Annotated in this window: 23 protein-coding genes; 4 read left to right on the top strand and 19 right to left on the bottom strand. The window is 57.8% G+C overall.

All coding sequences use genetic code 11. The features are described 5' to 3' along the window. Positions 1–112: 112 nt before the first annotated feature. The 4 genes from hemG to pepQ are packed head-to-tail and all read right to left on the bottom strand — an operon-like array spanning position 113 to position 4,104. Positions 113–655, bottom strand: coding sequence for a menaquinone-dependent protoporphyrinogen IX dehydrogenase (hemG, locus tag PU683_RS21265; RefSeq protein ID WP_277174581.1), 543 nt, complete (start codon positions 653–655; stop codon positions 113–115). Positions 656–666: 11 nt separating this feature from the next. Continuing rightward, a complete protein-coding gene (gene trkH / locus PU683_RS21260; RefSeq protein WP_023479564.1) occupies positions 667–2,118 on the bottom strand; it encodes a Trk system potassium transporter TrkH in 1,452 nt (483 codons plus the stop codon). A gap of 40 nt (positions 2,119–2,158) precedes the next feature. Continuing rightward, positions 2,159–2,773 (bottom strand): IMPACT family protein, encoded by a 615-nt coding sequence (locus tag PU683_RS21255; RefSeq protein WP_277174580.1) that lies wholly within the window; start codon positions 2,771–2,773, stop codon positions 2,159–2,161. Further along, positions 2,773–4,104 (bottom strand): Xaa-Pro dipeptidase, encoded by a 1,332-nt coding sequence (gene pepQ / locus PU683_RS21250; RefSeq protein WP_277174579.1) that lies wholly within the window; start codon positions 4,102–4,104, stop codon positions 2,773–2,775. Before pepQ ends, PU683_RS21255 begins: the two co-directional genes overlap by 1 nt. 189 nt (positions 4,105–4,293) lie before the next feature. On the opposite strand from pepQ, the gene fadB reads away from it, so the two are divergent. Both fadB and fadA read left to right on the top strand, forming a co-directional pair. Then, complete coding sequence (fadB, locus tag PU683_RS21245; protein WP_277174578.1) at positions 4,294–6,483, top strand: fatty acid oxidation complex subunit alpha FadB; 2,190 nt, start codon at positions 4,294–4,296, stop codon at positions 6,481–6,483. 9 nt (positions 6,484–6,492) lie between these two features. Beyond that, positions 6,493–7,656, top strand: coding sequence for an acetyl-CoA C-acyltransferase FadA (fadA, locus tag PU683_RS21240; RefSeq protein ID WP_277174577.1), 1,164 nt, complete (start codon positions 6,493–6,495; stop codon positions 7,654–7,656). A 209-nt stretch (positions 7,657–7,865) separates the two neighbouring features. Here the strand turns inward: fadA and fre are convergent, their stop codons facing one another. Together fre and ubiD are read right to left on the bottom strand one after the other, a co-directional pair. Beyond that, a complete protein-coding gene (fre, locus tag PU683_RS21235; RefSeq protein ID WP_277174576.1) occupies positions 7,866–8,567 on the bottom strand; it encodes an NAD(P)H-flavin reductase in 702 nt (233 codons plus the stop codon). 18 nt (positions 8,568–8,585) lie between these two features. After that, on the bottom strand, positions 8,586–10,064 hold the full coding sequence (gene ubiD, locus PU683_RS21230) for a 4-hydroxy-3-polyprenylbenzoate decarboxylase (RefSeq protein ID WP_023479541.1): 1,479 nt from the start codon (positions 10,062–10,064) through the stop codon (positions 8,586–8,588). Positions 10,065–10,242: 178 nt separating this feature from the next. Here ubiD and rfaH point away from each other — a divergent pair, with 178 nt between their 5' ends. Continuing rightward, complete coding sequence (gene rfaH / locus PU683_RS21225) at positions 10,243–10,731, top strand: transcription/translation regulatory transformer protein RfaH (RefSeq protein ID WP_042716360.1); 489 nt, start codon at positions 10,243–10,245, stop codon at positions 10,729–10,731. A 4-nt stretch (positions 10,732–10,735) separates the two neighbouring features. Here rfaH and tatD read toward each other — a convergent pair whose 3' ends face one another. The 9 genes from tatD to udp form a co-directional block, all read right to left on the bottom strand. Beyond that, positions 10,736–11,518, bottom strand: a complete 783-nt coding sequence (gene tatD / locus PU683_RS21220; protein WP_277174575.1) for a 3'-5' ssDNA/RNA exonuclease TatD — start codon at positions 11,516–11,518, stop codon at positions 10,736–10,738. Between the two features lie 42 nt (positions 11,519–11,560). After that, positions 11,561–12,325 carry a Sec-independent protein translocase subunit TatC gene (gene tatC, locus PU683_RS21215; protein ID WP_277174574.1) on the bottom strand — a complete coding sequence of 255 codons (765 nt, stop codon included), beginning with the start codon at positions 12,323–12,325 and terminating at the stop codon, positions 11,561–11,563. A 2-nt stretch (positions 12,326–12,327) separates the two neighbouring features. After that, the gene (gene tatB / locus PU683_RS21210) at positions 12,328–12,852 is read right to left on the bottom strand and encodes a Sec-independent protein translocase protein TatB (RefSeq protein ID WP_277174573.1); all 525 of its coding nucleotides are present in this window, start codon (positions 12,850–12,852) and stop codon (positions 12,328–12,330) included. 3 nt (positions 12,853–12,855) lie between these two features. After that, positions 12,856–13,119 carry a Sec-independent protein translocase subunit TatA gene (gene tatA, locus PU683_RS21205; protein ID WP_277174572.1) on the bottom strand — a complete coding sequence of 88 codons (264 nt, stop codon included), beginning with the start codon at positions 13,117–13,119 and terminating at the stop codon, positions 12,856–12,858. 100 nt (positions 13,120–13,219) lie between these two features. Then, positions 13,220–14,860 carry a ubiquinone biosynthesis regulatory protein kinase UbiB gene (gene ubiB / locus PU683_RS21200; protein ID WP_277174571.1) on the bottom strand — a complete coding sequence of 547 codons (1,641 nt, stop codon included), beginning with the start codon at positions 14,858–14,860 and terminating at the stop codon, positions 13,220–13,222. After that, positions 14,857–15,462, bottom strand: a complete 606-nt coding sequence (gene ubiJ, locus PU683_RS21195; RefSeq protein ID WP_277174570.1) for a ubiquinone biosynthesis protein UbiJ — start codon at positions 15,460–15,462, stop codon at positions 14,857–14,859. The genes ubiB and ubiJ overlap by 4 nt, the downstream gene beginning before the upstream one ends. 11 nt (positions 15,463–15,473) lie before the next feature. After that, positions 15,474–16,229, bottom strand: a complete 756-nt coding sequence (gene ubiE / locus PU683_RS21190) for a bifunctional demethylmenaquinone methyltransferase/2-methoxy-6-polyprenyl-1,4-benzoquinol methylase UbiE (protein ID WP_277174569.1) — start codon at positions 16,227–16,229, stop codon at positions 15,474–15,476. 66 nt (positions 16,230–16,295) lie between these two features. After that, positions 16,296–17,753, bottom strand: a complete 1,458-nt coding sequence (rmuC, locus tag PU683_RS21185) for a DNA recombination protein RmuC (RefSeq protein WP_277174568.1) — start codon at positions 17,751–17,753, stop codon at positions 16,296–16,298. 132 nt (positions 17,754–17,885) lie between these two features. Then, positions 17,886–18,647, bottom strand: coding sequence for a uridine phosphorylase (gene udp / locus PU683_RS21180; RefSeq protein ID WP_270222608.1), 762 nt, complete (start codon positions 18,645–18,647; stop codon positions 17,886–17,888). 258 nt (positions 18,648–18,905) lie between these two features. On the opposite strand from udp, the gene PU683_RS21175 reads away from it, so the two are divergent. Further along, entirely contained in the window at positions 18,906–19,712 is an 807-nt protein-coding gene (locus PU683_RS21175) for a dienelactone hydrolase family protein (RefSeq protein WP_277174567.1), read from the top strand. A gap of 23 nt (positions 19,713–19,735) precedes the next feature. Here the strand turns inward: PU683_RS21175 and PU683_RS21170 are convergent, their stop codons facing one another. The 4 genes from PU683_RS21170 to metE form a co-directional block, all read right to left on the bottom strand. Then, complete coding sequence (locus tag PU683_RS21170) at positions 19,736–20,764, bottom strand: ABC transporter ATP-binding protein (RefSeq protein WP_277174566.1); 1,029 nt, start codon at positions 20,762–20,764, stop codon at positions 19,736–19,738. Continuing rightward, positions 20,752–22,461, bottom strand: coding sequence for an ABC transporter permease (locus PU683_RS21165; RefSeq protein ID WP_277174565.1), 1,710 nt, complete (start codon positions 22,459–22,461; stop codon positions 20,752–20,754). Before PU683_RS21165 ends, PU683_RS21170 begins: the two co-directional genes overlap by 13 nt. Positions 22,462–22,464: 3 nt before the next feature. Beyond that, on the bottom strand, positions 22,465–23,442 hold the full coding sequence (locus PU683_RS21160; protein WP_277174564.1) for an ABC transporter substrate-binding protein: 978 nt from the start codon (positions 23,440–23,442) through the stop codon (positions 22,465–22,467). 130 nt (positions 23,443–23,572) lie between these two features. Next, positions 23,573–25,834, bottom strand: coding sequence for a 5-methyltetrahydropteroyltriglutamate--homocysteine S-methyltransferase (gene metE, locus PU683_RS21155; protein ID WP_277174563.1), 2,262 nt, complete (start codon positions 25,832–25,834; stop codon positions 23,573–23,575). Positions 25,835–25,854 lie beyond the last annotated feature (20 nt).

Below are 25,854 nucleotides of genomic sequence, written 5' to 3'. Positions count from 1 at the left end.
TGTTTGCCGTTGTGCCGTGTCAGTGGAGGCGCATTATAGGGCGTTAATTCCTGCTGACAACCCCTAATTTCAAAAAAGTTTTCGTTCGCTTAAAATTCGGTCGCAATGCCCATTAAACGGGCGACTTGCTTTTTAACTGAGCGATTTCGCGGGCGAAATGCGCCACTTGCTGCCAGTCGGTATAGACCACCTCCTGACTGGTATTCGTTTCGCCCCCCGTCATCTTCATAATTAGGCGAATCATAAAGCGGTCGTACCAGCGATAACGCGGGTAACGAAGCGCACCGGCAAACACGGCACAGCGATCCGGCTTCCAGGGCGACGCAAGAAGAAACTTACGCGTGTAGCTATTCGTCTGCGGCGAACTCTTCTCAGGTTTACGCGCAACCAGGTTAACAGAGTAGAAGGCGCTCGGCAGAGTATTCAGCGTTTGCAGATGCTTTTTCACAAAGCTCTCGAGCGCCGGGTGGAAATGACCGTAGCGGATAGACGCCCCAATCACCACGCGGTCATACTTCGCCCATTCAACCTCCGACGTGCGGTTCAGGTTTACCACATCGGCATACACGCCCAGCTCTTTCAATTCAGAAGCGAGGTAAGAGGCAATCTCCCGCGTTTGCCCATCCCGGGTAGAGAAAAGAATCAATGTTTTCACGTAACGCTCCCTTATTCGCGCCAGAAAGTGGGGGTAAACAGCACCAGCAGGGTGAAGACCTCCAGACGACCAAACAGCATATTGGCGATAAGCACCCATTTTGCGACTGGGTTCATACTGGCGAAGTTATCTGCCACCACGCCCAGCCCCGGCCCTAGGTTATTGAGCGTAGCCACAACCGAAGCGAAAGCAGAGAAATCATCTACGCCGGTGGCGATAATCGCCAGCATGCTGACAATAAAGACCAACGCATAGGCGGAGAAGAATCCCCATACCGCTTCAAGAATACGTTCCGGCAGCGCGCGCTGACCAAGCTTAATGCTGTACACCGCATTCGGGTGCACCAGACGCTTCAGCTCACGGTTCCCCTGCTTGAAGAGCAGTAAGATGCGGATCACTTTCAGGCCACCGCCCGTTGACCCGGCACAGCCACCAATGAACGCTGAGCACAACAACAGCACCGGCAGGAACAGCGGCCAGCGGGCAATACTGTCGGTCGTAAAGCCAGCTGTGGTCGCCATAGAGACCACCTGGAAGAAGGCCTGGTTCACTGTGGTCAGCGCCGAGGTGTAGACATCATGGAACCAGAGCACCACGGTACAGATGACCACCAGCGTCAGCTGCACACCGATAAACATGCGGAATTCCGGATCGCGCCAGTACACCTTCAGGCTGCGCCCGCTCAACAGCGAGAAGTGCAAACCGTAGTTACAGCCGGAGATAAGTAAGAAAATAGCAATAATGGTGTTAATCGTCGGGCTGTCGAAGTAGCCAATACTGGCATCGTGCGTCGAGAAGCCACCGATAGCGATAGTGGCGAAGCTGTGCCCGATAGCGTCAAACGCCGGCATACCGGCAAACCACAACGCCAGCGCACAGGCCACGGTCAGTAAGACATAGATAAGCCATAACGTCTTCGCCGTTTCAGCAATACGCGGGCGCATCTTGTTGTCCTTCAGCGGCCCCGGCATCTCGGCGCGATAGAGCTGCATACCGCCGACGCCAAGGATAGGCAGAATAGCGACGGCCAGCACAATGATCCCCATCCCGCCAAACCACTGCAGCATCTGGCGATAAAAGAGGATAGCGTGCGGCAGCGAATCAAGCCCCACCAGCGTCGTGGCGCCGGTGGTCGTCAAACCAGAGAAGGATTCAAAAAAGGCGTCGGTCACCGTCAGGTTCGGGCTTTCCGAGAAGATAAAGGGCAGCGCACCGACGCTGCCCAGCACGGTCCAGAAGAGCACCACAATCAAAAACCCTTCGCGGGATTTTAGCTCCCCTTTCTCACGGCGGTTCGGCCACCACAAGATGGAGCCAATCACCAGCGCGGCGAGAAAGGTCTGGGTAAACGCGCGCCCCGCGCCGTCACGGTAAATAAGGGCTACCAGTCCAGGTAAGATCATCGTTCCGGAAAAGAGGATGACCAGCAGTCCAACGATTCGGGTTATGGCGCGAAAATGCATCTCTGCCGCTTCCTATGGTGTTCAGAAAATCAGGTGGCGATTATTCTTCAGTTTTTAACAATTGCAATGCGCCACGGCTAAAATCAGCCAGCTTTGCCGAAAAGGCGTCCAGATGACTCTGCGGAAGCGCGACACGTAGCTGCACTGCGGCCTGATAGTCGCTGGAGACAATTTTCCCGTCGAACTGCCCGAGCAGCCCTTCGACTCCCGCAAGCTGCGCATAATCGCAACACAAAGTATATTCGGTTAACGGCATTTTGCGGGTGGTGTTGAGCTGCGTGAGCGCCTGCTGCACGCCCCCGCCATACGCTTTCACCAGCCCGCCGGTGCCCAACAACACTCCGCCATAGTAACGAACCACTACTGCGGTGATTTCCCCCACGCCGCTGCCCATCAGCTGCGCGAGGATCGGCTTGCCCGCCGTCCCTGCCGGTTCACCATCGTCAGAAAAACCTAACTGCTGTGAATCATCCGGCGCACCGGCAACCCACGCCACGCAGTGGTGGCGGGCTGCCGGATGTTCAGCGCGCACGGAATCGACGAACGCTTTGGCCGCCTCGACGCCATCCGTGTGGGCGAGCAGGGTAATAAAACGGCTCTTTTTGATCTCCTCGCTAAAGGTGACCGGTGCCGCCGGAATCAGCCAGCTCTCCATTACGCCAGCTTCAGATCCCGCGTCATGTTCTCAGTGCCATTTTCATGGATGACGACGTTATCTTCGATACGGATGCCGCCAAACGGTTTCAGCGCCTCAATTTTCTGCCAGTTGAAGTGTTTGCCGAGCGGGCCATCGCGCCACGGTACCAGCAGCGACTCAATAAAGTAGATCCCCGGTTCAATGGTGACGACCATGCGCGGCTGCAGCACGCGCGTGCAGCGCAGGTAAGGGTATTTCGCCGGCGCGGCCAGATGAGTGCCGGTGTCATCCTGCATAAACCCGCCGACATCATGCACCTGTAAACCGAGCGGATGACCGAGTCCGTGCGGCATAAACGGCCCGGTAATATTCTGCTCAACCATCGCCTCTTCGCTGATATCGGTGACGATCTGGTGGCGACGCAGCAGTTTCGCGATGCGCTGATGGAACTGAACATGGTAGTCAACGTAGTTAACGCCCGCCTTCAGGGTAGCGATCAGCGCGAGCTGCTCGTCATTCACATCTTTTATCAGCTGCGCAAAGTCGGTGTCGCTGTTCGCCGCCCAGGTCCGCGTTAAATCGGCGGCATACCCGTTATATTCCGCCCCCGCATCCAGCAGGAAACTGCGCATTTCGGCAGGCGCCCGGTGATCGAGTTTGGTGTAGTGCAGCACCGCAGCGTGTTCATTAAGCGCCACGATATTGCCGTACGGCACATCGGTATCGCGATGCCCGGTGGCGGTGAGATAGGCCAGATTGATATCGAACTCGCTCATCCCGGACTGGAACGCTTCATGCGCCGCGCGATGACCGATCACCGCGGTCTTCTGCGCTTCACGCATACAGGCCAGCTCATAATCCGTTTTATAAGCGCGGTAGTAGTGCAGGTAATCAATCACCGTTTTCGGGTTGATATTGCTGGCGGTGATATCGAGTTTCAGCGCGCGGTCAGGCACCGGGCCAATATAGGCGATATTGCCGCGCGCGGCAGGTAACTGGCCGCCGATATCGTCGGCTTTCGGCAGAGCAATCACCTCAATCTCTTCGGTCCAGAACGCGGTAGGCAGCGGCTCAACGTTATGCCAGTAATCGACCGGCAGGTAGAACCACAGCTTCGGCTTGTTCACGCCATCCACCAGCAGCCAGCAGTTCGGCACCTGCGTCACCGGCACCCAGGCTTTGAATTGCGGGTTCACTTTAAAGGGATAGGGATGGTCATCAAGAAAGACGTTAAACAGCTCACCGGAGTGAATCAGTAACGCATCAAGGTTACTCCGCGCCAGCACGTCACGCGCGCGTTCTTGTAAGGTAACAATATGATTTTTGTACAGCGCTGCCAGCGAATCCATCGTCTTTCCTTCTGTTAATCGAGACCACAAGTTGTCGCATCTTAGCACACCTCCTTTTAGGTGAGTGATTTCCGCCGACCGTGATCGACGCTGCATTTTTTTAATGACTCATTTGCAATTTTTTAACATAAAAACCACACTCCGCTTCATCTGGTACGACCAGATCACTGCTGAATTCTGGAGACTGACATGCTCTACAAAGGCAATAACCTGTACCTCAACTGGCTGGAAGACGGCATTGCCGAACTGGTGTTCGATGCGCCCGGCTCAGTGAATAAGCTTGATACCGCCACCGTCGCCAGCCTCGGCGAAGCGCTGGACGTGCTGGAGAAGCAAACAGTTTTGAAAGGGCTGCTGCTGCGCTCGGAGAAAGCGGCCTTTATCGTCGGTGCCGACATTACCGAATTCCTCTCCCTTTTCCAGGTGCCACAGGAGCAACTAAGCCAGTGGCTGCATTTTGCGAACAGCGTCTTTAACCGCCTGGAAGATCTACCGGTACCGACCCTCTCTGCGGTCAATGGTTACGCCCTCGGCGGCGGCTGCGAATGTGTGTTGGCAACCGACTACCGCCTGGCGACGCCGGATCTGCGCATCGGCCTGCCGGAAACCAAGCTCGGTATTATGCCGGGCTTTGGCGGCTCGGTGCGTCTGCCGCGCCTGCTGGGTGCCGATAGCGCGCTGGAGATTATCGCCGCCGGGAAAGATGTCGATGCTGAACAGGCGCTGAAAATTGGCCTTGTCGATGGCATCGTGAAGCCAGAGAAGATCCGTGAAGGCGCTATCGCCACTCTGCGCCAGGCAATTAATGGCGATCTCGACTGGAAAGCGAAGCGTCAACCGAAGCTTGAACCGTTGAAACTCAGCAAAATCGAAGCGTCGATGAGTTTCACCATCGCCAAAGGCATGGTGATGCAGACCGCCGGTAAACACTACCCTGCCCCCATCACCGCGGTGAAAACCATTGAAGCGGCGGCGAAGCTGGGGCGTGACGAGGCGTTAAAACTGGAAAACCAGAGTTTCGTCCCGCTGGCGCACAGTAAAGAAGCGCGCGCACTGGTCGGTATCTTCCTTAATGATCAATACGTCAAAGGCAAAGCGAAGAAGCTCACCGCCGACGTCGAGACGCCGAAGCAGGCTGCCGTGTTGGGTGCGGGCATTATGGGTGGCGGCATTGCCTACCAGTCTGCCTGGAAAGGCGTGCCGGTATTAATGAAAGATATTAATGAGAAGTCGCTCAGCCTCGGCATTAATGAAGCGGGCAAACTGCTGAATAAACAGCTTGAGCGCGGCAAAATCGACGGCCTCAAGCTGGCGAAAGTGATCGCCACCATCCAGCCAACGCTGGAGTACGCCGGGTTTGAGCGGGTTGATGTGGTTGTCGAAGCGGTTGTAGAAAACCCGAAGGTGAAAAAAGCGGTACTGGCAGAGACGGAAGAGAAAGTGCGTCCGGACACCGTGCTGGCCTCAAACACCTCCACCATTCCTATCAGTGAGCTGGCAAGCGCGCTGAAACGCCCGGAGCTCTTCTGCGGCATGCACTTCTTTAACCCGGTGCACCGCATGCCGTTGGTTGAAGTGATCCGCGGCGAGAAAACCTCCGATCAGACCATCGCGAAAGTGGTGGCCTGGGCGAGCAAGATGGGCAAAACGCCGATTGTGGTCAATGACTGCCCCGGCTTCTTCGTTAACCGCGTGCTGTTCCCCTACTTTGCCGGTTTCAGCCAGCTGCTGCGCGACGGCGCGGACTTCCGCAAAATCGACAAAGTGATGGAAAAACAGTTTGGCTGGCCAATGGGCCCGGCCTACCTGCTCGACGTTGTCGGCATTGATACCGCGCATCATGCGCAGGCGGTGATGGCGGCCGGTTTCCCGCAGCGTATGCAGAAAGATTACCGCGACGCCATCGACGCGCTGTTCGAAGCGAACCGCTTTGGGCAGAAGAACGGCCTCGGTTTCTGGCGCTATAAAGAGGACAGCAAAGGCAAACCGAAGAAAGAGGAAGATAATGCCGTTGAAGGTCTGCTGAGCGATGTTCGCCAGGGCAACCATGAGTTTTCCGATCAGGAGATCATCGCCCGCATGATGATCCCGATGGTGAATGAAGTGGTGCGTTGCCTCGAAGAGGGGATTATCGCAAGCCCGGCGGAAGCGGATATGGCGCTGGTGTATGGCCTCGGCTTCCCCCCGTTTCACGGCGGCGCCTTCCGCTGGCTCGATACGCTTGGCAGCGCGAAATATCTCGACATGGCGCAGGCGTATCAGCACCTTGGGCCGCTGTATGAAGTCCCGGCCGGGTTACGTGAAAAGGCACGCCACAATGAGCCTTACTATCCCGCGGTTGAACCTGCGCGCCCGGTTGGCGCTTTGAAAACGGCTTAAGGAGTCACAATGGAACAGGTTGTCATTGTCGATGCAGTACGTACCCCGATGGGCCGTTCAAAAGGCGGCGCTTTTCGCCACGTCCGTGCGGAAGATCTCTCCGCGCACCTGATGCGGAGCCTGCTGGCGCGTAATCCAGCGCTGGAGGCGAGCGCGATTGATGATATTTATTGGGGTTGCGTACAGCAGACCCTCGAGCAGGGCTTCAACATAGCCCGTAACGCCGCGCTGCTGGCAGAGATCCCCCACTCTGTCCCGGCAGTCACGGTCAACCGTCTGTGCGGTTCATCCATGCAGGCGCTGCATGATGCCGCGCGTATGATCATGACCGGCGATGCGCAGGTCTGCCTGGTGGGTGGCGTAGAACATATGGGTCACGTGCCAATGAATCACGGCGTCGATTTCCACCCGGGCATGAGCCGTAACGTTGCCAAAGCGGCGGGGATGATGGGGCTGACTGCGGAAATGCTGTCGCGCATGCACGGCATCAGCCGTGAGATGCAGGATGCTTTCGCCGCCCGCTCTCACGCACGAGCCTGGGCCGCCACGCAGTCCGGCGCGTTTAAAAACGAGATCATTCCCACCGGCGGGCATGACGCTGACGGTGTAGTTAAACAGTTCAACTACGACGAAGTGATCCGCCCGGAAACCACCGTTGAGGCGCTCTCGACGCTGCGCCCGGCGTTCGACCCGGTCAGCGGCACCGTTACCGCCGGGACATCATCGGCGCTGTCCGATGGCGCATCGGCGATGCTGGTGATGAGCGAAAGCCGCGCCCGCGAGCTCGGCTTAACACCGCGCGCGCGCATCCGCTCAATGGCGGTGGTCGGCTGCGATCCGTCGATCATGGGTTACGGCCCGGTGCCGGCATCGCAATTGGCGCTGAAAAAAGCGGGGCTAAACGCCAGCGATATCGATCTGTTTGAGATGAACGAAGCGTTTGCCGCACAGATCCTGCCGTGCATTAAGGATCTGGGGCTGATGGAGCAGATCGATGAGAAGATCAACCTCAATGGCGGCGCGATCGCCCTCGGTCATCCGCTGGGCTGCTCTGGTACCCGTATCAGCACCACGCTGCTCAACCTGATGGAGCGTAAAGATGCCCAGCTGGGTCTGGCAACAATGTGTATCGGTTTGGGTCAGGGGATCGCCACGGTGTTTGAGCGCGTATAACGCCGGACGTCTGCCGGGTGCGCTTTGCTTGCCCGGCCTACAAAAGCACCACCACGTAGGCCGGATAAGGCGCTTACGTCGCCATCCGGTATATATGGTGAAAGAGAGAAAATTTAGTTGCCGTTGTTACCGCCTGTCAGGGGCGGTTTTTTTATGGCGTAATACGAAAGGCGCCCAACGCCGCTATGGCGGCAAGGGCGAAGATAAAATCAGATAAACGCGAACGCGTCACCGAACAACCGATCCTCACGCGCGCCGCGCTCGTTGCAGAAGAGATCGCGGGCGATTTTTGCCATCTCGAAGCGGCCGGCGATATAGATGTCGTGCCCGGAAAGGGATCCGAAATCCTGCAGTACGGCAGCCAGTACGGTACCTGAACGGCCGCGCCACTCTTCATCCGGCTGCTCGACCACTGGCACTACGCGCAGATTCGGGTGTGTGACTGATAGCGCCTCCAGCTCGGAGAGATCGTAGAGATGTTTCGCTTCACGCCCGCCCCAGTAAATGGTGATATCGCGGTCCGGCGTTTTCGCCAGTGAGGTGAGCAGAATCGAGCGGACGTAGGAGAAACCTGTCCCGCCGGCAATCAGCACCATTGGGCGCTCTTCATCGTCGCGCAGCCAGGCATCGCCGTGGGGAATGTCGATAACAATTTCGCGCTCTTTCAGGATGCGATCCATTACCGCCATGGCGTAAAGGTTCAACTCGGAAGCACCGATATGCAGTTCGATGTAGTCGTGCTGATCGGGGGTCGACGCCATGGAGAAGGGGCGCTTATCGCGCTCATCCATCACCACCATCAAGTACTGGCCTGCACGAAATGAAAATGCCGCTTCCGGCACTAAACGGACGCGATACACGGTATCAGTGATGGCATCTACCGAGGTCACTTTACAGCTTAAGGTTGTCATGCGCTCTCTCTGTCGGGTCTATTTTTCGGCGTTCATTATGGCCAGTTCATCCCAGATGGCGTCGATTCGCGCCGTCACCTCGGGATCTTTTTTGATCGGGCGACCCCACTCACGGTCGGTTTCGCCGGGCCATTTATTGGTGGCATCCAGGCCCATTTTTGAACCAAGCCCGGAAACCGGCGAGGCAAAATCCAGATAATCGATCGGCGTATTCTCCACCAGAACCGTATCACGCGCAGGGTCCATTCGGGTGGTGATCGCCCAGATCACATCGTTCCAGTCGCGGGCGTTAACATCGTCATCGCACACGATCACAAATTTGGTGTACATAAACTGGCGCAGGAAAGACCAGACGCCCATCATCACGCGCTTGGCATGCCCGGCATACTGCTTCTTGATGGTCACGACCGCCAGGCGATAGGAACACCCTTCCGGAGGCAGATAGAAATCGACAATCTCCGGGAACTGCTTTTGCAGAATCGGCACAAACACTTCATTCAGCGCCACGCCCAGCACCGCTGGCTCATCTGGCGGTCGCCCGGTGTAGGTGGAGTGATAGATGGCATCTTCACGCTGCGTAATATGCGTGACCGTAAATACCGGGAAGTTATCGATTTCATTATAGTAGCCGGTGTGATCGCCATACGGCCCCTCCGGCGCCATCTCACCCGCTTCGATATAACCTTCCAGCACGATCTCCGCGCTGGCAGGCACTTCCAGATCGTTTGATATGCACTTCACGACTTCGGTTTTATTGCCGCGTAGCAATCCGGCAAAGGCATATTCAGACAGGGTATCCGGCACGGGGGTCACTGCGCCAAGAATGGTGGCCGGATCGGCACCCAGCGCCACGGCGACCGGGAAACGCTCGCCGGGGCGGGCATTCTGCCACTCCTGAAAATCAAGGGCACCACCACGGTGGGAGAGCCAGCGCATGATCAGCTTATTTTTGCCAATCAACTGCTGGCGGTAGATGCCCAGGTTCTGGCGCTCTTTATGCGGCCCGCGGGTCACGGTCAGCCCCCAGGTGATCAGCGGCGCGGCATCTTCCGGCCAGCACTGCATAATCGGGATAGTGTGCAGATCGACCGCATCGCCCTGCACGACCTTTTGCTGGCACGGCGCACCGCGCAGACGTTTGGTCGGCATGTTCAGCACTTGCTTGAACTGCGGCAGCTTATCGAAGAGATCGCGGAACCCTTTCGGCGGCTCCGGTTCTTTCAGAAATGCCAGCAGTTTGCCGACATCGCGCAGCGCGCTGACATCATCCTGCCCCATGCCCAGTGCGACACGACGCGGCGTGCCGAAAAGGTTGCACAACACCGGCATCGCGTAGCCTTTCGGATTTTCAAACAACAACGCCGGACCGCCCGCACGCAGCGTACGATCGGCGATTTCCGTCATTTCCAGATAGGGATCAACCGGAAGTGCGATGCGTTTCAGCTCGCCCTGTTGCTCAAGTAGTGTCAGAAAGTCGCGAAGATCGGTGTATTTCATGGGGTTATGATTGCCTCCAGATAAGCGCTTTATTATACGGTGTTCGTCCTAAGCTTGCTGTATTTTTGTTAAATAGGCGTGAAAAGCAACGGCATTGCTCAGTCAGCGTTATAATCACCTTAGCCATCATGCGGTGGTTTTGATATTCTTGCGGCCGAACTTACGGAAAAGAGTCATTATGCAATCCTGGTATCTACTCTACTGCAAACGAGGCCAACTTCAGCGCGCCCAGGAACACCTGGAACGCCAGTCAGTCTCCTGTCTGACACCGATGATTGCGCTGGAAAAGATCGTCCGTGGCAAGCGGACAACGGTGAAAGAGCCTCTCTTTCCAAACTACCTGTTTGTGGAATTCGATCCAGAGGTCATACACACCACAACCATCAATGCGACACGCGGCGTCAGCCACTTTGTGCGCTTTGGTATGCATCCGGCAAGCGTTCCCCATGCGGTGATCCAACAGCTCGAAGCCTATCAGCCGGAAGGGATCACCGACCCGGAAACGCCCTATCCAGGCGACAGCGTTGTCATTACGGAAGGCGCGCTGGAAGGGTTGCAGGCTATCTTCAAAGAGCCGGATGGCGAAGCACGCTCCATGCTGCTCCTGCATCTTCTCAACAAGCAAGTTTTGCAGAGTGTTAAAAACACCGACTTCCGCAAAGCCTGATCGCTTAAAACGCTATCCCGAATAACCGCTTCACGTTTTCATCCGTCGCAGTGCTCAGCGCCTGCGGCGCTTCGCCGCGCAGTTTGGCGACTGTCGTCAGAATATGCCCGAGCAGGGCAGGCTCATTGCGACGTGAAGCGGGCTTCGGTTTAAGATCGCGCGGCAGCAACCAGGGCGCATCGGTCTCAATCATCAGCCGATCCGCAGGAATCATTGGTACCACTTCGCGCAACGCCAGCCCGCGCCGCTCATCGCATACCCAGCCGGTAATACCAAGATAGAGACCGCGGGCAATGCACGCCTGCGCCTCCTCCGCCGACCCGGTAAAACAGTGCAGCACCGCGCCGGGAAGCCTGTCGAGCCAGGGGTCCAGCAGGGCGAGAAAACGCTCATGGGCATCGCGACAATGTAAAAATAGGGGCAGATTAAGCTCAGCCGCCAATGCCAGCTGCGCGCTGAAAGCCCGCTCCTGCTCCTGCGGTGTCGAAAAGTTACGGTTAAAATCGAGCCCGCACTCACCGATCGCCACCACACCTGGCATCTTCGCGAGAGTACGCATCGCCTGCGCGGTTTCTTCCGTCCAGCTGCTGCTGTCATGCGGATGCACGCCGGCGGTCGACCAGCAGCGCGCGTAGCGCTGGGTCAGCCGCTGCGCCTGCTGGCTCTCATGCAAGTTAGTGCCGGTAATCAGCATCCCGGTTACGCCCGCTACCTGCGCACGGGTGACAATCTCGTCTCGATCCCGGTTAAACTGCGAGCTGGTTAAATTCACGCCAATATCAAACATTCTGTTTCCCATACAACAACCGCCCTGTCGGGCGGCTGATTATTACTCTTCGGTGGTTTCCGTTTCGCTCTCATCGTCCGGCGCACGTCGTTTACCGACGTAGAAGCGGGCGAAAAAGACGCCGACTTCAAACAGGCAGTACATCGGGATCGCCAGCAGCGTCTGCGAAAAGACATCCGGCGGCGTAAGCAGCATACCGACAACAAATGCGCCAACCAGCACATAGGGGCGCTTCTGCCGCAAATCGTCCGGCGTGGTCACGCCCATCCAGCAGAGCAGGACGATGGCGACCGGTACTTCGAACGAGACGCCGAAGGCCATAAACAGCGCCATCACGAAGCTAAGGTAGCTGGCGATATCGGTCGAGACCTGTACCCCTTCCGGCGCGGTATGGGTCAAAAAGCCAAACGCCAGCGGAAAGACCACGAAGTAGGCAAACGCCATACCGATATAGAACAGCAGCGAGCTGGAGACCAGCAGCGGCACCACCAGGCGGCGCTCATGCTTATAGAGCGCGGGTGCGACAAAGGCCCACACCTGGTAAAGCACCACCGGCGCGGAGAGGATCAGCGACACCATAAAGGTGAGCTTGATCGGGGTGAAGAAGGGCGAGGCAACATCGGTGGCGATCATCGTCGCGCCCAGCGGCATCTGTTTAATCAGCGGCGCGGAGACCAGCTGGTAGATATCGTTCGCGAAGTAGACCAGCGCGAGGAAAATCACCATCACCGCAATGATGCAGTTCAACAGACGTTTACGCAGCTCAATCAGATGCGCGATCAGCGGTTGGGTATCGTCTACGGCCATGTTCAGGACTTATCACTTGCAGAGGGGGTGGAATTGGAAACCGGCGCAGCCGTTTTCGCGACAGGGGGTTTTACCGGTGCGTTCTCTTCCGGTACATCCTGGGGAGCCTGTTGCGGCGCGCTCACCTGATGTTCAGCAACCCCAGGCGTAACGCCTTCATGCTGCGCTTCGTAATCTTTCACCACCGGGTTATGGATGGTATGCGCTTCGTCACTCGCTTTTTCCGCGTCGTTGGCGCTGTAGGTGCGCTTCATCGATTCCGCCGCCTGACGCAGCTCGTCCATCGACTCTTTCAACTCCGGCGTCAGGTTGTCCAGGCTCGCTTTCTCTACCTTCTTCAGGCTGTCCTGGAACTCCTGCAGCTTAAGCTCCTGCGTCAGTTCGTTCTGTACGGTGGTTGCCAGCGAGCGCAAGGCGCGGATCCAGCCAGCAACAGTGCGCACGGCGACGGGCAAACGCTTTGGCCCCAGCACCACCAGACCAATGATAAAAACGAGTAACAATTCGCCAAAACCTATATCGAACACGACTTACACCTGCTCTTTATCGTGACGTTTTTCGTCGCTCTTAGCGACGTCGGGGTTGCGGTTATCAGAGAGGTTTTTCGCGGTGAAATCCGCATCCTGTGCCGATTTCGCCTCACTCTCCTTTTTATCATCGTCGCTCATCGCTTTCTTAAAGCCTTTGATCGATGCGCCAAGATCGGAGCCAATCGAGCCGAGCTTTTTGGTGCCAAACAGCAGCACAACGATGACCGCAATAACCACCAACTGCCAAATGCCAATACTACCCATACTCACTTCCCCTCTAAGAGACGATGTTAGAAAGAGGCCACAGTATACACGTTATCCCCTGGGCTGCATGTCTCTGACCGCATGACCATGGCGCATCAGATCAGCGCGTCTTACGCCAGCCCAGCAGCCAGACAACCAGCCCGCCGCCCATTAACCACAACGGATTATTTGCCAGCTCAGGGCGGGTTATCAGCAATAAGGTGCCGCTTAACAGCAGCGTTGCGCCGATGCCAAACAGATACCGCGATTGACCCTGCCGGACGCGGTTAACCTCTAACTCGCGGGCAATCTTATCAACGCTTTGTTGCAGATGTTTTCCTTGCTGCAATCCGTTGAAGATCAGTTCAGGAACTTCCGGCATTCTTTCGATCCAGAAGGGTCCCTTCTCCTTGATGGCCCGTACCAGTGCCGGGAAACCGACCTGGTCTTTGATCCACGTTTCAAGGAAAGGTTTCGCCGTTTTCCACAAATCGAGCTGCGGATAGAGCTGACGCCCTACTCCCTCAATGTAGAGCAGGGTTTTTTGCAGTAATACCAACTGCGGCTGCACTTCCATATTGAAGCGGCGCGCGGTATTGAAGAGATTCAGCAGCACGTGACCAAAGGAGATCTCCGCCAGCGGCTTCTCAAATATCGGCTCGCAGACGGTGCGGATGGCAAACTCAAACTCTTCGACATTGGTGTCCGCCGGCACCCACCCTGAATCAACGTGCAGCTCCGCCACTTTGCGGTAGTCGCGGTTGAAGAAGGCGATAAAGTTTTCGGCCAGATAGCGCTTATCTTCTTTGTTCAGCGAGCCGACGATACCGCAGTCAATCCCGATGTATTGCGGATCTTCCGGGTGATCGTAGCTGACGAAGATGTTGCCGGGGTGCATATCCGCATGGAAGAAGCTGTCCCGGAACACCTGGGTAAAGAAGACCTGAACGCCGCGTTCAGCCAGCAGCTTCATGTTGGTACCGTTCTTCTCCAGCGCCGCGACATCAGAAACCGGGATGCCGTAGATGCGCTCCATCACCATCATGTTCTGGCTGCAATAGTCAGAATAAACTTCCGGCACATAGAGCATCGGGCTGTTTTCGAAGTTGCGGCGCAGCTGAATGGCGTTAGCCGATTCACGCAGCAGATCGAGTTCATCGATCAGCGTCTTCTCATATTCGTGCACGACTTCCTGCGGGCGCAGGCGGCGACCATCCGGCAGCAGGCGCGGAACCCAGCCCGCCAGACGGTAGATCAAGCGCAGATCTGCTTTGATGATCGGCAGAATGTCCGGCCGGATCACCTTGATCACCACCTCTTTGCCATTCTCTTTCAACCGCGCGGTATGCACCTGCGCGATTGAGGCTGACGCCAGCGGTTGAATATCGAAATCGTCAAACCACTCTTCAACCGGACGGTCGCCCATCGCTTTTTCAATCTGCTTTTTTGCAAGCTTACCGTCAAAGGGCGCAACGCGATCCTGCAGCATCGCCAGCTGATCGGCGATCATCGGTGGAAAGAGATCGCGGCGGGTGGAGAGCATCTGCCCGAATTTAATCCATACCGGCCCAAGCTCTTGCAGCGCGAGACGCAGACGAACGCCCAGCTCTTTCTCTTTATGCCGGTTGGGCATCCAGAAGAGGGTTCTGCGCCACAGACGCAGCGGCAGAGTAAGACGCATTTTGGGGATGAGCTCATCAAGCCCGTAACTCAAAAAAGTCTGGATGATGAAATAGAGTCGCCGTAATTCTCCAGGCGTCATTTGCCCTCCAGTTTATCCAGTCGTTTGGCTAAGGCGTCCGCGGCACGTTCAGCCGCCGCTGTCTCTTCGGCAAACCAGGCGATTTCCAGCGCGCCTGGCGCCACGCGCCACTCTTCCGTTAAGGCTTCAGAGAGATAACGCTGCTGGCGGGTAAAGCCGTGGCGAAACAACCGCGCGCCGCCGCGCAGAAACTTGCTGATACTCTCAGCGGTAATGTCGCCGGTCCACGGCGCAAGCACTTCAGCCGGATCAAACTCGGCCTGATCCATCAGTGATGAGAGGTTTTGCACGACCTGAATATCGCCCTGCACCTCCAGTTCACCGCTGCGGATAAGCGCAGTGAGCTGTTGGCGATCGCGCAGCTTCGGCAGCACGTTGAGGCGGGTAATGACCGAACAGTCGGCCTCCCCTTCCCACTCGCTCAGCACGTCGACCTGACGCTCGCTGAAAACCAGCACAATCGGCGCAGAAAACTCCTGCACCACCACGCGCAGCACTTTACCGTAGAGGCGCTGGCGCGCCGCTTTCAGCGCGCTGTCGCGGTAAAAAAAGGTATTCAGCACGCGTTCAATTCCCGCGGCCACCATCGGCTTAAAGGGCATACGCACTCCTGTCAGAATTTGTAGCCACGGTGCAGGGCAACAATACCGGCGGTCAGGTTGTAGTAATCGACGTTTTCAAAGCCGGCATCCTGCATCATCGCTTTCAGGGTGTCCTGATCGGGATGCATACGGATGGATTCAGCCAGGTAACGGTAGCTCTCCGCGTCGTTTGCCACCATCTGACCAATGCGCGGCAGAACATGGAAGGAGTAAGCATCGTAGGCTTTGCTCAGCGGCTCGATAACCGGTTTGGAGAACTCCAGCACCAGCAGACGGCCGCCCGGCTTCAGCACGCGAAACATGGAGCGCAGCGCTTTCTCTTTGTCGGTAACGTTACGCAGACCGAATGAGATGGTAATGCAGTCGAAGGTGTTGTCCGGGAACGGCAGCGCTTCGGCGTTTGCCTGCACATATTCAACGTTGCCGATCACGCCGAGATTGCGCAGCTTTTCGCGGCCCATCTTCAGCATCGACTCGTTAATATCCGCCAGTACAACCTGGCCGGTTTCGCCGACCAGACGAGAAAATTTTGCGGTGAGATCGCCGGTGCCACCCGCCAGATCGAGAACCCTTTGCCCGCGGCGCACGCCGCTGCAATCGATGGTAAATCGCTTCCATAAGCGGTGGATACCCATCGACATTAAGTCATTCATGACATCGTACTTTGACGCAACCGAGTGGAAAACATGCGCCACCATATCGGCTTTATTTTCCTTGGCGACGGTCTGAAAACCAAAGTGTGTTGTCTCTTTTGAATCTTCCGCCATCTTAGTGCCTGCTATTTAAGGATTTGTTGATGAAGTGTATCAGATTGGACGCGATTGCCCTACGTTTCAACCGCCCGACGAGGCCTTCGCCGCAGCTTCTTCGCCCGGCGTAATCCTATCTAATGCGTTGTCTTGATTATGATCGTTAAACGCGTCTTGTCCTGCCCGCAAACGAAATTCTTCGTCCTGCTCCTGCGCCTGCGCCGCCAGTTCCGGATTAATCTCGCGCTTGATCTCGACGCCAAGCCCACGAAATGCCTCAGTTTGCGCAAGCAGGTTGCCGCGCCCTGAGCTTAGTTTTTTCATCGCCTGGCGGTAGTTCTCCTGCGCCTTCTCCAGGCTCTGGCCAATCGCCGTCATATCGTCGACAAAGAGGCGCATTTTGTCATACAGCCGGCTCGCCCGCTCCGCGATCTGCTGCGCGTTGCGGCTCTGGTGCTCGTAACGCCAGAGGTTGGCGATAGTGCGCAGGGCAACCAGCAGAGTTGTCGGGCTGACCAGCATAATGTTGTTTTTCAGCGCCTCGGTAATCAGCTCCGGCTGCCTGTCGAGGGCGATTAAAAAGGCGGGTTCCACCGGGATAAACATCAGGACGTAATCCAGGCTGCGCAGGCCGGAGAGCTGCTGATAATCTTTCCTTCCCAGCAGGCGAATATGGCCGCGAACGGAGGTGATATGCTCCTGCAGCGCCGCTTCGCGAGAAAACTCATCCTCGGCGTTGAAGTAGCGCTCGTAGGCCACCAGCGTCATTTTGGCGTCGATCACCACGTCCTTGCCCTGCGGCAGGCGCACAATCACGTCCGGCTGCATGCGCGCGCGGCTCTCGTTCTCCATGCTGACCTGGGTTTCATACTCATGTCCTTCGCGCAGGCCGGAAGCTTCAAGCACGCGGGTCAGCACCACTTCGCCCCAGTTACCCTGCGTTTTATTATCGCCTTTTAGCGCGCGGGTGAGGTTGATGGCTTCTTGCGCCATCTGGGCGTTCAGCTGCTGGAGATTGCGGATCTCATGCGCCAGGGTGTGCCGCTCGCGCGCCTCCTGGCCGAAGCTCTCCTGCACCTGGCGGCGAAAGCCGTCGAGCTGCTCGCGCAGGGGGGTGAGCAAGCCATTGAGGCTCTGGCGATTCTGTTCGTCAACGCGGCGGTTGCTCTGTTCGAAAATACGGTTGGCGAGGTTTTCAAACTGCTCGCTCAGACGCTGCTCGCTGCTGTGCATCTGGCGCAGTTTCTCTTCCGCATGCAGTTGGGTGGATTCAAGCCGGGTGGTGACTTCACGCAGATCCGCTTCCAGCGAGCTATTGATATGTTGCAGGCTGCGTAGTTCGTTATTCAGCAGTTCGCACTCTTCGCGCCAGTGGCTATTCTGGGCGATCTGCTGGCGGGCGGCGCTCAGTTCACTGAAGACATCTCGCTGCTCGGCGAGCAGCTCCGCCTGCTGCTGCGCACCGCGCCAGCTTGCGGCCAGCCAGCCGACCAGTAACCCTGCCAGCGCCACGGCTGCCAGTACGATGATTGAACTCTCCATTCCGCTCCCTCTTCATCACCCACTCCGTCGGGATTGTGCTGTATAAACGTCCAGTTTGGAAGGGCTTTTCTGCGAGGCATTACGCAAATAAAAAAGGCCGAACAGGTCGGCCTTGTAAATCTGGAAGCGGGATTACAGAAGTCGACGCGCAGCATCGACCACAATTTTCACCGCGTGGCTTTCGGTCTGCTTCATGGTTTCCGCGTTCGGGATCTCCTGCTGGGTGCGGTTGACGATCACCCCGGCGACCATCCCGGCGCGCAGCCCCTGGCTTGCACACATGGTCAGCAGCGTCGCGGATTCCATTTCATAGTTCATCACGCCCATTGACTGCCACTCTTCCATCGAGCCTTTAAAGCTTTTCACGACGCGGCCGGAGAAGGTGTCATAACGCTCCTGGCCCGGGTAGAAGGTGTCAGACGAGGCGGTCACGCCAATGTGTTTGGTCGCACCAATCGCATCGGCCGCGGCCACCAGCGCCGTGGTGCATTCAAAATCCGCCACCGCCGGGAACTCCATCGGGGCAAAGTGCAGGCTGGCACCGTCAAGACGCACGGAGGCGGTGGTAATCAGCACATCGCCGACATTGATATGCGGCTGGATCGCGCCGGTGGTGCCGACGCGCAGGAAGGTGCGGATGCCCAGCTGCGCCAGCTCTTCAACGGCGATGGAAGTCGAAGGCCCGCCGATACCGGTTGAACAGATGATCACTGCTTTGCCATCCAGCTCGGCGCGCCAGCTGGTAAATTCGCGGTGAGAGGCCAGCTTGACCGGCTTATCCATCAGCGCGGCGATCTTTTCCACTCGCTCCGGATCGCCAGGGACGATGGCCAGGGTAGCCCCTTGTAAATCGTTTTTAGTGAGGCCGAGGTGAAAAACATCAGACTTGGACATAACAGACTCCTCTGTGGTCGGTATTATCGGGGGGAGGTAAAACGGTACTTTACAGAAGCCACGCGCTTGTTTTCGTGACTGCTGTCACCACGAATGAAATTGGTTGCACTCAATTTCCATAAAATAGTGACTCATATCACACTATCACGTTATGCCCGCTCACTCAGCAGCAAAGATAGCCTGTGCACGGCGATTGCGCATGGCCTGGTCTTCATGACTATAGTTAGGGGAGCGCTAATAAAGGGTAGGGAGAATGTCATGACCACCACCAAACAGCCGGGCTTTGCGCCTGCGGCTTCACCGCTTGCGTCAACCACGGTTCATACGCCGGAGGAGAGGCTGATCGCAGGCGAAACCTCCATTCCAACGCAGGGCGACACCATGCCCGCCTATCACGCCCGGCCAAAAGATGCCGGGGGCCCGCTGCCGATTGTTATCGTCGTGCAGGAGATTTTTGGCGTCCATGAACATATTCGCGATCTCTGCCGCCGACTGGCGCTGGAGGGGTATCTTGCCGTCGCGCCGGAACTCTATTTCCGCCAGGGCGATCCGAATGATTTTGCCGACGTACCCACGCTCTTGAGCGGGCTGGTCAGCAAAGTGCCGGATGCACAGGTGCTGGCCGATCTTGATCACGTCGCCAACTGGGCGGCGCGCAACGGTGGTGATGCCCATCAACTGATGGTGACCGGCTTCTGCTGGGGCGGTCGCATTGCGTGGCTCTACGCTGCGCACAACCCGCAGCTGAAAGCGGCGGTCGCCTGGTATGGCAAGCTGACGGGCGAAAAAACCTTAAATTCACCGAAACACCCGGTCGACATCGCCACCCATCTTACCGCGCCGGTGCTTGGCCTCTATGGCGCGCAGGATACCGGTATTTCGCAGGAGAGCGTGGAGACGATGCGCCAGGCGCTACGCGCGGCAAATGCCAACGCGGAGATCATTGTCTACCCCGAGGCGGGCCACGCCTTTAACGCCGACTACCGCCCAAGCTACCATGCGGAATCCGCCGCCGACGGCTGGCAGCGGATGCTGGCCTGGTTTGCGCAGTACGCGAAAAAGTAGTGTTCCGGCACGGAGGCGGCACGCTATGCCGCCTCCAGCCTCCAGCCCTGCAATAAACGCACGCACACTGGTTGCTGCGGTTGCAGCGCGGCATGATGAAACGCCGTCAGCCCTTGCCCGTCCGCTAAACGAAGCGCCAGCAAATAGCGCTCGCCCTGATAAATACAGCTTTCCACCTGCGCGCGTAACCCTTCCCCGGCAATCTGCACATGCTCCGGGCGCACCAGTACCGGCTGTTGTACGCCGTGGCCGCCGTGAGACAAGCCGTGGTGCAGCGAGGCACTGTCCAGCTGTTGTTGCCCGGCGGGCGTCGCCAGCGTCAACACGCTGCCCTTGCCAATAAAGCGCGCGACCCAGCCATTTGTTGGCTGCTGATAGAGCTCCTGCGGCGCACCCCACTGCATCAGCTCCCCTTGATGCAGCACCGCAATATGGCTCGCCAGCGCCATCGCTTCCGCCTGATCGTGAGTGACATAGACAAAGGTGGCACCGGTACGGCGATGAAACTCCCGGAAAGTCTGCTCCATGGTGGCGCGCAGATGCCTGTCGAGATTGGCTAATGGCTCATCCAGCAGCACCACTTGCGGCTCAGAAACCAGACAGCGTGCCAGCGCAACGCGCTGACGCTGCCCGCCACTAAGTTCGTGCGGCGCACGCGTGGCATACGCCCCGAGTTCAACCACCTCCAGCGCCGCCATCACCTGTTTTTGCCGCGCCACACCGTTCACTTTGCGCAGCTTCAGCGGGTAGCCGATATTTTCGGCGACGGTCATATGCGGCCACAGGGCATAGGATTGAAATACCATCCCCATATCGCGCTGCTCCGGTGGCGTATGGTGGCTTTTATCCGCCAGCAGCCGTTCACCCAGCAGCAAGCGCCCGTTGCTGAGCGTCTCCAGCCCGGCAAGAATGCGCAGCGTGGTGGTTTTGCCGCAGCCGCTTGGCCCTAATAGCGCGGTAAACGCGCCCTGCGGCAGCGTTAAGGTCAGATCCCGCACCACCGCCTGCTCGCCAAACACTTTGCTGAGCTGTTCAAGCTTCAGTTCTGCCATGGGATCACTCCTTTCGGTAAATAGCGCCCGAGCGCGCCGAGCAGCAGCATCACAACTGCAACCAGCGCTACCACCAGCACAGAGAGCGCCGAGGCCAGCACCTTATCGCCGCTCTCATCGAGGTTGAAAATCACTACGCCGATGGTCTCTTTTCCCGCGCTCCATAACAGTGCCGAAACGGTTAACTCATTAACCGCCGTAAGAAACACCAGCAGCGCCCCGGCGAACGCCGCCGGAGCCAGCAGCGGTAAAACGATATGGCGCAGACGCTGGCCGAAAGCCGCGCCCGCAAGACTTGCCGCCTCCTCCATCGCCGGGTCGAGTTGCAGCATGCTGCTATGCACCGGCTTCAGGCAGACCGTCAGGAAGCGCGCCAGATAGGCCAAAAAGATAATCGTCAGCGTGCCGCCCAGCGTGATATCAAGCAGCGGCAGCGGGCGGGCAAAGAGCAGAATGCAGGCGATCGCCAGCACCACGCCGGGCAGCGTATAGGGAATATCAATCATGTTGTGCAAGCCGCGCAGCAAACGGTTCGGGTAGCGCACCAGCAGCCAGGCCAGCGGCAGGCTAACCAGCATCAGCACCACTGCGGCCGAGATCGATAGCAGAAAACTGTTACCGAACGCGCGCGCCGTGGCGCTCTGCCCGGTGAAGAGGCTATGCCAGGCCGAAAGGGTGAAGGTCTCGCTATTCAGCGGCACGCCGAGCGTCGGCACCAGCGATGTCGCGATCAGCGCCAGCAGGGGGGCGAGCAGGATGGCACACAGCACCGCGCCGAGCAGCACTTCGACGGTTAGCCGCCCTCTTCCAAGCCTGAACGCGATTGCCCGCCCGGTGGTGCCAATCAGCGGTAAGGCATAGCGCCGCTGCATTCGGCTCTGGAGCATGACAATGCCAATCGCCAGCCCCCCCATCAGCAGCGAGAGCGCCGCCACGTCATTAAGCATCGACGGGCCAAAGCTGGCGAGCGTCTGATAGATATGGATCGGCAACACGAAATAGGAGATGGGAATGCCGAGCATCGCGGGAATACCAAAGTTACCCAGCGCCGAGACAAAGGCGATGGCGGCTCCCGCCCACAGCGCGGTGCGGCACAGCGGCAGCACAATATCGATAAACACACGCCATAGCGACGCGCCGTTGAGCCTCGCCGCTTCAATATGCTCTTGCGGCAATGCGCGCAGCTGCGTACGCAGCGCGAGAAAAACCAGCGGCGCATGCTGAATACCGAGCAGCAGCGCAATCCCTTCCGGCGAGTAGAGCGGGTTGCTGCTACCAAACCCCGGCGCGATACCGAGGCTGTTAAGCAGAATGCTGCCAGGGCCGAAGAGTTGCAGCCAGCTCAGGGCGGTGACCTGCGGCGGGATCATCATCGGTAACATAAACAAAAAGACCCACATCTGTTTGAGGCGGATGTTGGTCAACGCCAGACAGAAGGCGAACAGGCTGCCGAGCAGCAGCGACAGCAGCGTGCCGAGCGCGCTTGTGTAGAGGCTGTGCCAGAGCGCCAGCCAGGTCGCCTGGTTGCAGAGCACGCGCCACAGGCTGCTGTCACTTCCCTGCCGCCAGTCAACCAGCGCAGAGAGCAGCAGCCGCAGGCTGGGCAACAGGCTCAACAGCGCTACCAGGCACAGCAGCAGCCAGATCAGCCCCTTGGTTGCGCCGCCGCTGCTGTTCGGCACGATTGCGCTACTCATCGTTTAACGGTTACCAAAGAGATCGGCGAAGCGTTTTTTGTTCGCCTCAGTCTCGGCCAGTGCTTTCGCCGCATCAAACGGCATCAGTTTAATGCTGTCACGCGGCGGGAACCCTTTCGGCACCGGCAGCTTCGCATCCGCAGGCAGATAGCCCTGTTGCAGCACCAGTTTCTGCCCCGCGTCCGAGAGTACAAAATCGATAAACGCTTTTGCCGCTTGCGGGTTCGTTGTCCCCTTCATCATCGCCACCGGTTCAGTGACAACGCTGACGCCCTCTTTCGGAAACACGAACTCAACCGGCGCGCCTTTGGCTTTTTCGCGGATTGCCAGGTAATCCACCAGCACGCCATAGGCTTTGCTGCCGGAAGCGATAGCGCTCATTACCGCACCATTACCGCTTTGCGGCATCGCACCGTTCTGTTTCAGTTTTTCATAGTATTGCCAGCCAAGCGCCGGATCATTCATCAGCGTCGCCTGGTGGATCTGCGCCGCGCCGGAGTAGAGAGGGCTTGGCAGCGTGGTCATGTTTTTCACTTCAGGTTTGAGCAGATCCAGCCATGAAGTCGGTTTGAGCGGTGCTTTGGTGTGGTAGGCAATACCGGTGGTGATCACTTTGGTGCCGTAGTAATAGCCATCTTTATCAAACAGCTGCGGGTCGAAGCGCGCGGCTTCGGGCGACTTATAGGCCGCCAGCAGATTCTCTTTTTTGAGGGATTCCATGGTCACGCTATCGGCAATCAACAGCACATCCGGCGCGGCACTCCCGGCGGCTAACTCTGCCTGCAAACGGGCGATCAGCTTGCTGGTGCCGTCGCGGATCCACTTCACTTCAATATCCGGGTGTGCTTTTTCGAAGGCGCTGACGGTCATCTGCGCATCGTCATTCGGCTGGCTGGTATAGAGCGTTAAGGTTGATTTTGCCCATGACGAGGCACTGATGAGAGCCAGCAGAACTGCTGCCAGCGCACGTTTGTTATTCATGGATCTCTCCCGCTGTTTTCGTTGTGACGATTAAAACAAGGGAGTTTGACAATCATGTTACGACGGCGGGATGAGATGCGCTAAGGCAATGACACGCCGCCGGTTTTGCCCGGCGGCGCGGTAAGGCTGATTACAGCTGACGCAGGTTCTGCGCGGCTTTCACCATGTTCGCCAGCGCGCTGCGCGTTTCCGGCCAGCCGCGGGTTTTCAGGCCGCAGTCCGGGTTAACCCACAGACGCTCTGCCGGGATACGCTGTGCAGCTTTCTGCAACAACTCTTCGATCCACTCGACGCTCGGAACGTTTGGCGAGTGAATGTCATACACGCCCGGCCCGATTTCGTTCGGGTATTCGAACTCCTCGAAGGACTCCAGCAGCTCCATGTCAGAGCGGGAGGTTTCGATGGTGATAACGTCGGCATCCAGCGCGGCGATAGAGTCCATGATGTCGTTGAACTCGCAGTAACACATGTGGGTGTGGATCTGCGTCTCATCTTTCGCCACCGCAGCGTTAAGGCGGAAGGCTTCAACACCCCACTGCAGATAGGCGTCCCAGTCGCTGCGGCGCAGCGGTAACCCTTCGCGCAGCGCAGGTTCGTCAATCTGAATGATGCCAATCCCGGCGGCTTCCAGATCCGCCACTTCATCGCGCAGCGCCAGCGCAATCTGTTTAGCGATGGTTTCACGGCTGACATCTTCACGCGGGAAGGACCAGCAGAGAATAGTCACCGGGCCGGTAAGCATCCCTTTGACCGGTTTATCGGTCAGCGACTGGGCATATTTCGCCCACTCAACGGTGATCGGCTGCGGACGGCTGACATCACCAATCACTACCGGCGGTTTCACGCAGCGGGAGCCGTAGCTCTGCACCCAACCATTTTGCGTAAAGACGAAGCCGTCGAGGTTTTCACCAAAGTACTCCACCATGTCGTTACGCTCGGCTTCGCCATGCACCAGCACATCCAGCCCAAGGCGCTCCTGCTCGGCAATGGCCTGTTTGATATGCTCCGCGATACCGGTACGGTAGTTGCTGGCGTCAAGGTTGCCCTTTTTAAAGTCCAGACGCAGGCCGCGGATCTCCGTGGTTTGCGGGAAGGAGCCGATAGTGGTGGTCGGCCAGGCCGGCAGATTAAAGCGTGCGCGCTGCGCCTGTGCGCGTTCGGCGTAGGGGCTTTGACGCTGGCTGTCCTGCGCGGTGATGGCCGCCAGACGTTTCGCAACAGCAGTGTTATGCACGCGGGTTGAGTGACGACGCGCCTGAATCGGAGCGCTCCACTCCGCCAGCTTGTCGGTGTTGCCGCTGTTGAGCGCATCGCGCAGCAGCGCCAGCTCCTGGCATTTTTGCAGGGCGAAGGCGAACCAGCTTTTCACCTCCTCATCGAGGCGGGTTTCAACACTCAGATCGATTGGGCTGTGCAGCAGCGAGCAGGAGGAGGCCACCCACAGCGGGCGCTTGCCCACCAGCTCTTTGATTTGTGCATACTTCTCAGTCAAATCGGCGCGCCAGACGTTACGGCCATTAATCAGCCCGGCAGAGAGCAGCCAGTCCGCTGGCAGGCGCTGATGCAGCTCAGCGACGTTATCTTTACCGTGAACCAGATCGACATGCAGCCCCTGTACTGGCAGCGCGGTAATGGTATCAAGGTTCGGCGTAACGCCTTCAAAATAGGTGGTTAGCAGCAGTTTGAGCTGGCCGCTCAGCGCGTCGTAAGCCGGTTTGAAGGCGTCCAGCCAGGCTTGCGGCAGCTCCAGCACCAGCGCAGGCTCGTCAATCTGCACCCACTCGACACCGCGTTTCGCCAACTCCGCCAGCACCTGCTGGTAGACCGGCAGAATATCGTCCAGCAGGCTCAGGCGGTCGAACTGCTCGCCTTTGACTTTACCCAGCCACAGGTAGGTGACCGGGCCAAGCAGCACCGGCTTCACGTTATGGCCAAGCGCCAGCGCTTCATCCACTTCATCAAGCAACTGAGTCCAGGTGAGTTTGAACTGCTGACCCTGGGTAAATTCCGGCACCATGTAGTGATAGTTGGTGTTGAACCATTTGGTCATTTCCGCCGCCGCCGCCGGTTCGCCGGTCGGCGCACGACCACGACCAATGCGGAACAGGGTATCGATATCGACAGAGCCGTCTTTGTTCTGATGACGAGCCGGCACGTTGCCAAGCAGCAGGCTGGTGGTCAGAACATGGTCGTACCAGGCGAAGTCGCCGACCGGCAGCAGATCGACACCCGCGGTTTTCTGCTGATCCCAGTGACGTGCGCGCAGCTCGCGGCCCACCGCCAGTAACTCTTCACGGCTGGCGTTGCCGGCCCAGTAGCTCTCTTGCGCTTTCTTCAGCTCGCGACGCAGACCAACACGAGGAAAACCGAGGGTGTGGTTGATTACAGTCATTTTATTAGCCTCTTCAATTA

Source organism: Candidatus Kosakonia sp. 282A-S69, assembly GCF_029433855.1.
In the GTDB taxonomy this organism is placed as follows: domain Bacteria; phylum Pseudomonadota; class Gammaproteobacteria; order Enterobacterales; family Enterobacteriaceae; genus Kosakonia; species Kosakonia cowanii_A.
This window is presented reverse-complemented; position numbering and strand designations above follow the sequence as displayed.

What these genes read in the sequence shown, in the direction of transcription:
- trkH (WP_023479564.1), bottom strand. Translation starts at nt 2,118, where the DNA reads ATGCATTTTCGCGCCATAACCCGAATCGTTGGACTGCTGGTCATCCTC.
- tatA (WP_277174572.1), bottom strand. Translation starts at nt 13,119, where the DNA reads ATGGGTAGTATTGGCATTTGGCAGTTGGTGGTTATTGCGGTCATCGTT.
- tatD (WP_277174575.1), bottom strand. Translation starts at nt 11,518, where the DNA reads ATGTTTGATATTGGCGTGAATTTAACCAGCTCGCAGTTTAACCGGGAT.
- tatC (WP_277174574.1), bottom strand. Translation starts at nt 12,325, where the DNA reads ATGGCCGTAGACGATACCCAACCGCTGATCGCGCATCTGATTGAGCTG.
- ubiE (WP_277174569.1), bottom strand. Translation starts at nt 16,229, where the DNA reads ATGGCGGAAGATTCAAAAGAGACAACACACTTTGGTTTTCAGACCGTC.
- udp (WP_270222608.1), bottom strand. Translation starts at nt 18,647, where the DNA reads ATGTCCAAGTCTGATGTTTTTCACCTCGGCCTCACTAAAAACGATTTA.
- fadA (WP_277174577.1), top strand. Translation starts at nt 6,493, where the DNA reads ATGGAACAGGTTGTCATTGTCGATGCAGTACGTACCCCGATGGGCCGT.
- pepQ (WP_277174579.1), bottom strand. Translation starts at nt 4,104, where the DNA reads ATGGATTCGCTGGCAGCGCTGTACAAAAATCATATTGTTACCTTACAA.
- PU683_RS21170 (WP_277174566.1), bottom strand. Translation starts at nt 20,764, where the DNA reads ATGGCAGAACTGAAGCTTGAACAGCTCAGCAAAGTGTTTGGCGAGCAG.
- fadB (WP_277174578.1), top strand. Translation starts at nt 4,294, where the DNA reads ATGCTCTACAAAGGCAATAACCTGTACCTCAACTGGCTGGAAGACGGC.
- ubiJ (WP_277174570.1), bottom strand. Translation starts at nt 15,462, where the DNA reads ATGCCCTTTAAGCCGATGGTGGCCGCGGGAATTGAACGCGTGCTGAAT.
- PU683_RS21255 (WP_277174580.1), bottom strand. Translation starts at nt 2,773, where the DNA reads ATGGAGAGCTGGCTGATTCCGGCGGCACCGGTCACCTTTAGCGAGGAG.
- ubiB (WP_277174571.1), bottom strand. Translation starts at nt 14,860, where the DNA reads ATGACGCCTGGAGAATTACGGCGACTCTATTTCATCATCCAGACTTTT.
- rmuC (WP_277174568.1), bottom strand. Translation starts at nt 17,753, where the DNA reads ATGGAGAGTTCAATCATCGTACTGGCAGCCGTGGCGCTGGCAGGGTTA.
- PU683_RS21165 (WP_277174565.1), bottom strand. Translation starts at nt 22,461, where the DNA reads ATGAGTAGCGCAATCGTGCCGAACAGCAGCGGCGGCGCAACCAAGGGG.
- fre (WP_277174576.1), bottom strand. Translation starts at nt 8,567, where the DNA reads ATGACAACCTTAAGCTGTAAAGTGACCTCGGTAGATGCCATCACTGAT.
- rfaH (WP_042716360.1), top strand. Translation starts at nt 10,243, where the DNA reads ATGCAATCCTGGTATCTACTCTACTGCAAACGAGGCCAACTTCAGCGC.
- metE (WP_277174563.1), bottom strand. Translation starts at nt 25,834, where the DNA reads ATGACTGTAATCAACCACACCCTCGGTTTTCCTCGTGTTGGTCTGCGT.
- PU683_RS21160 (WP_277174564.1), bottom strand. Translation starts at nt 23,442, where the DNA reads ATGAATAACAAACGTGCGCTGGCAGCAGTTCTGCTGGCTCTCATCAGT.
- ubiD (WP_023479541.1), bottom strand. Translation starts at nt 10,064, where the DNA reads ATGAAATACACCGATCTTCGCGACTTTCTGACACTACTTGAGCAACAG.
- PU683_RS21175 (WP_277174567.1), top strand. Translation starts at nt 18,906, where the DNA reads ATGACCACCACCAAACAGCCGGGCTTTGCGCCTGCGGCTTCACCGCTT.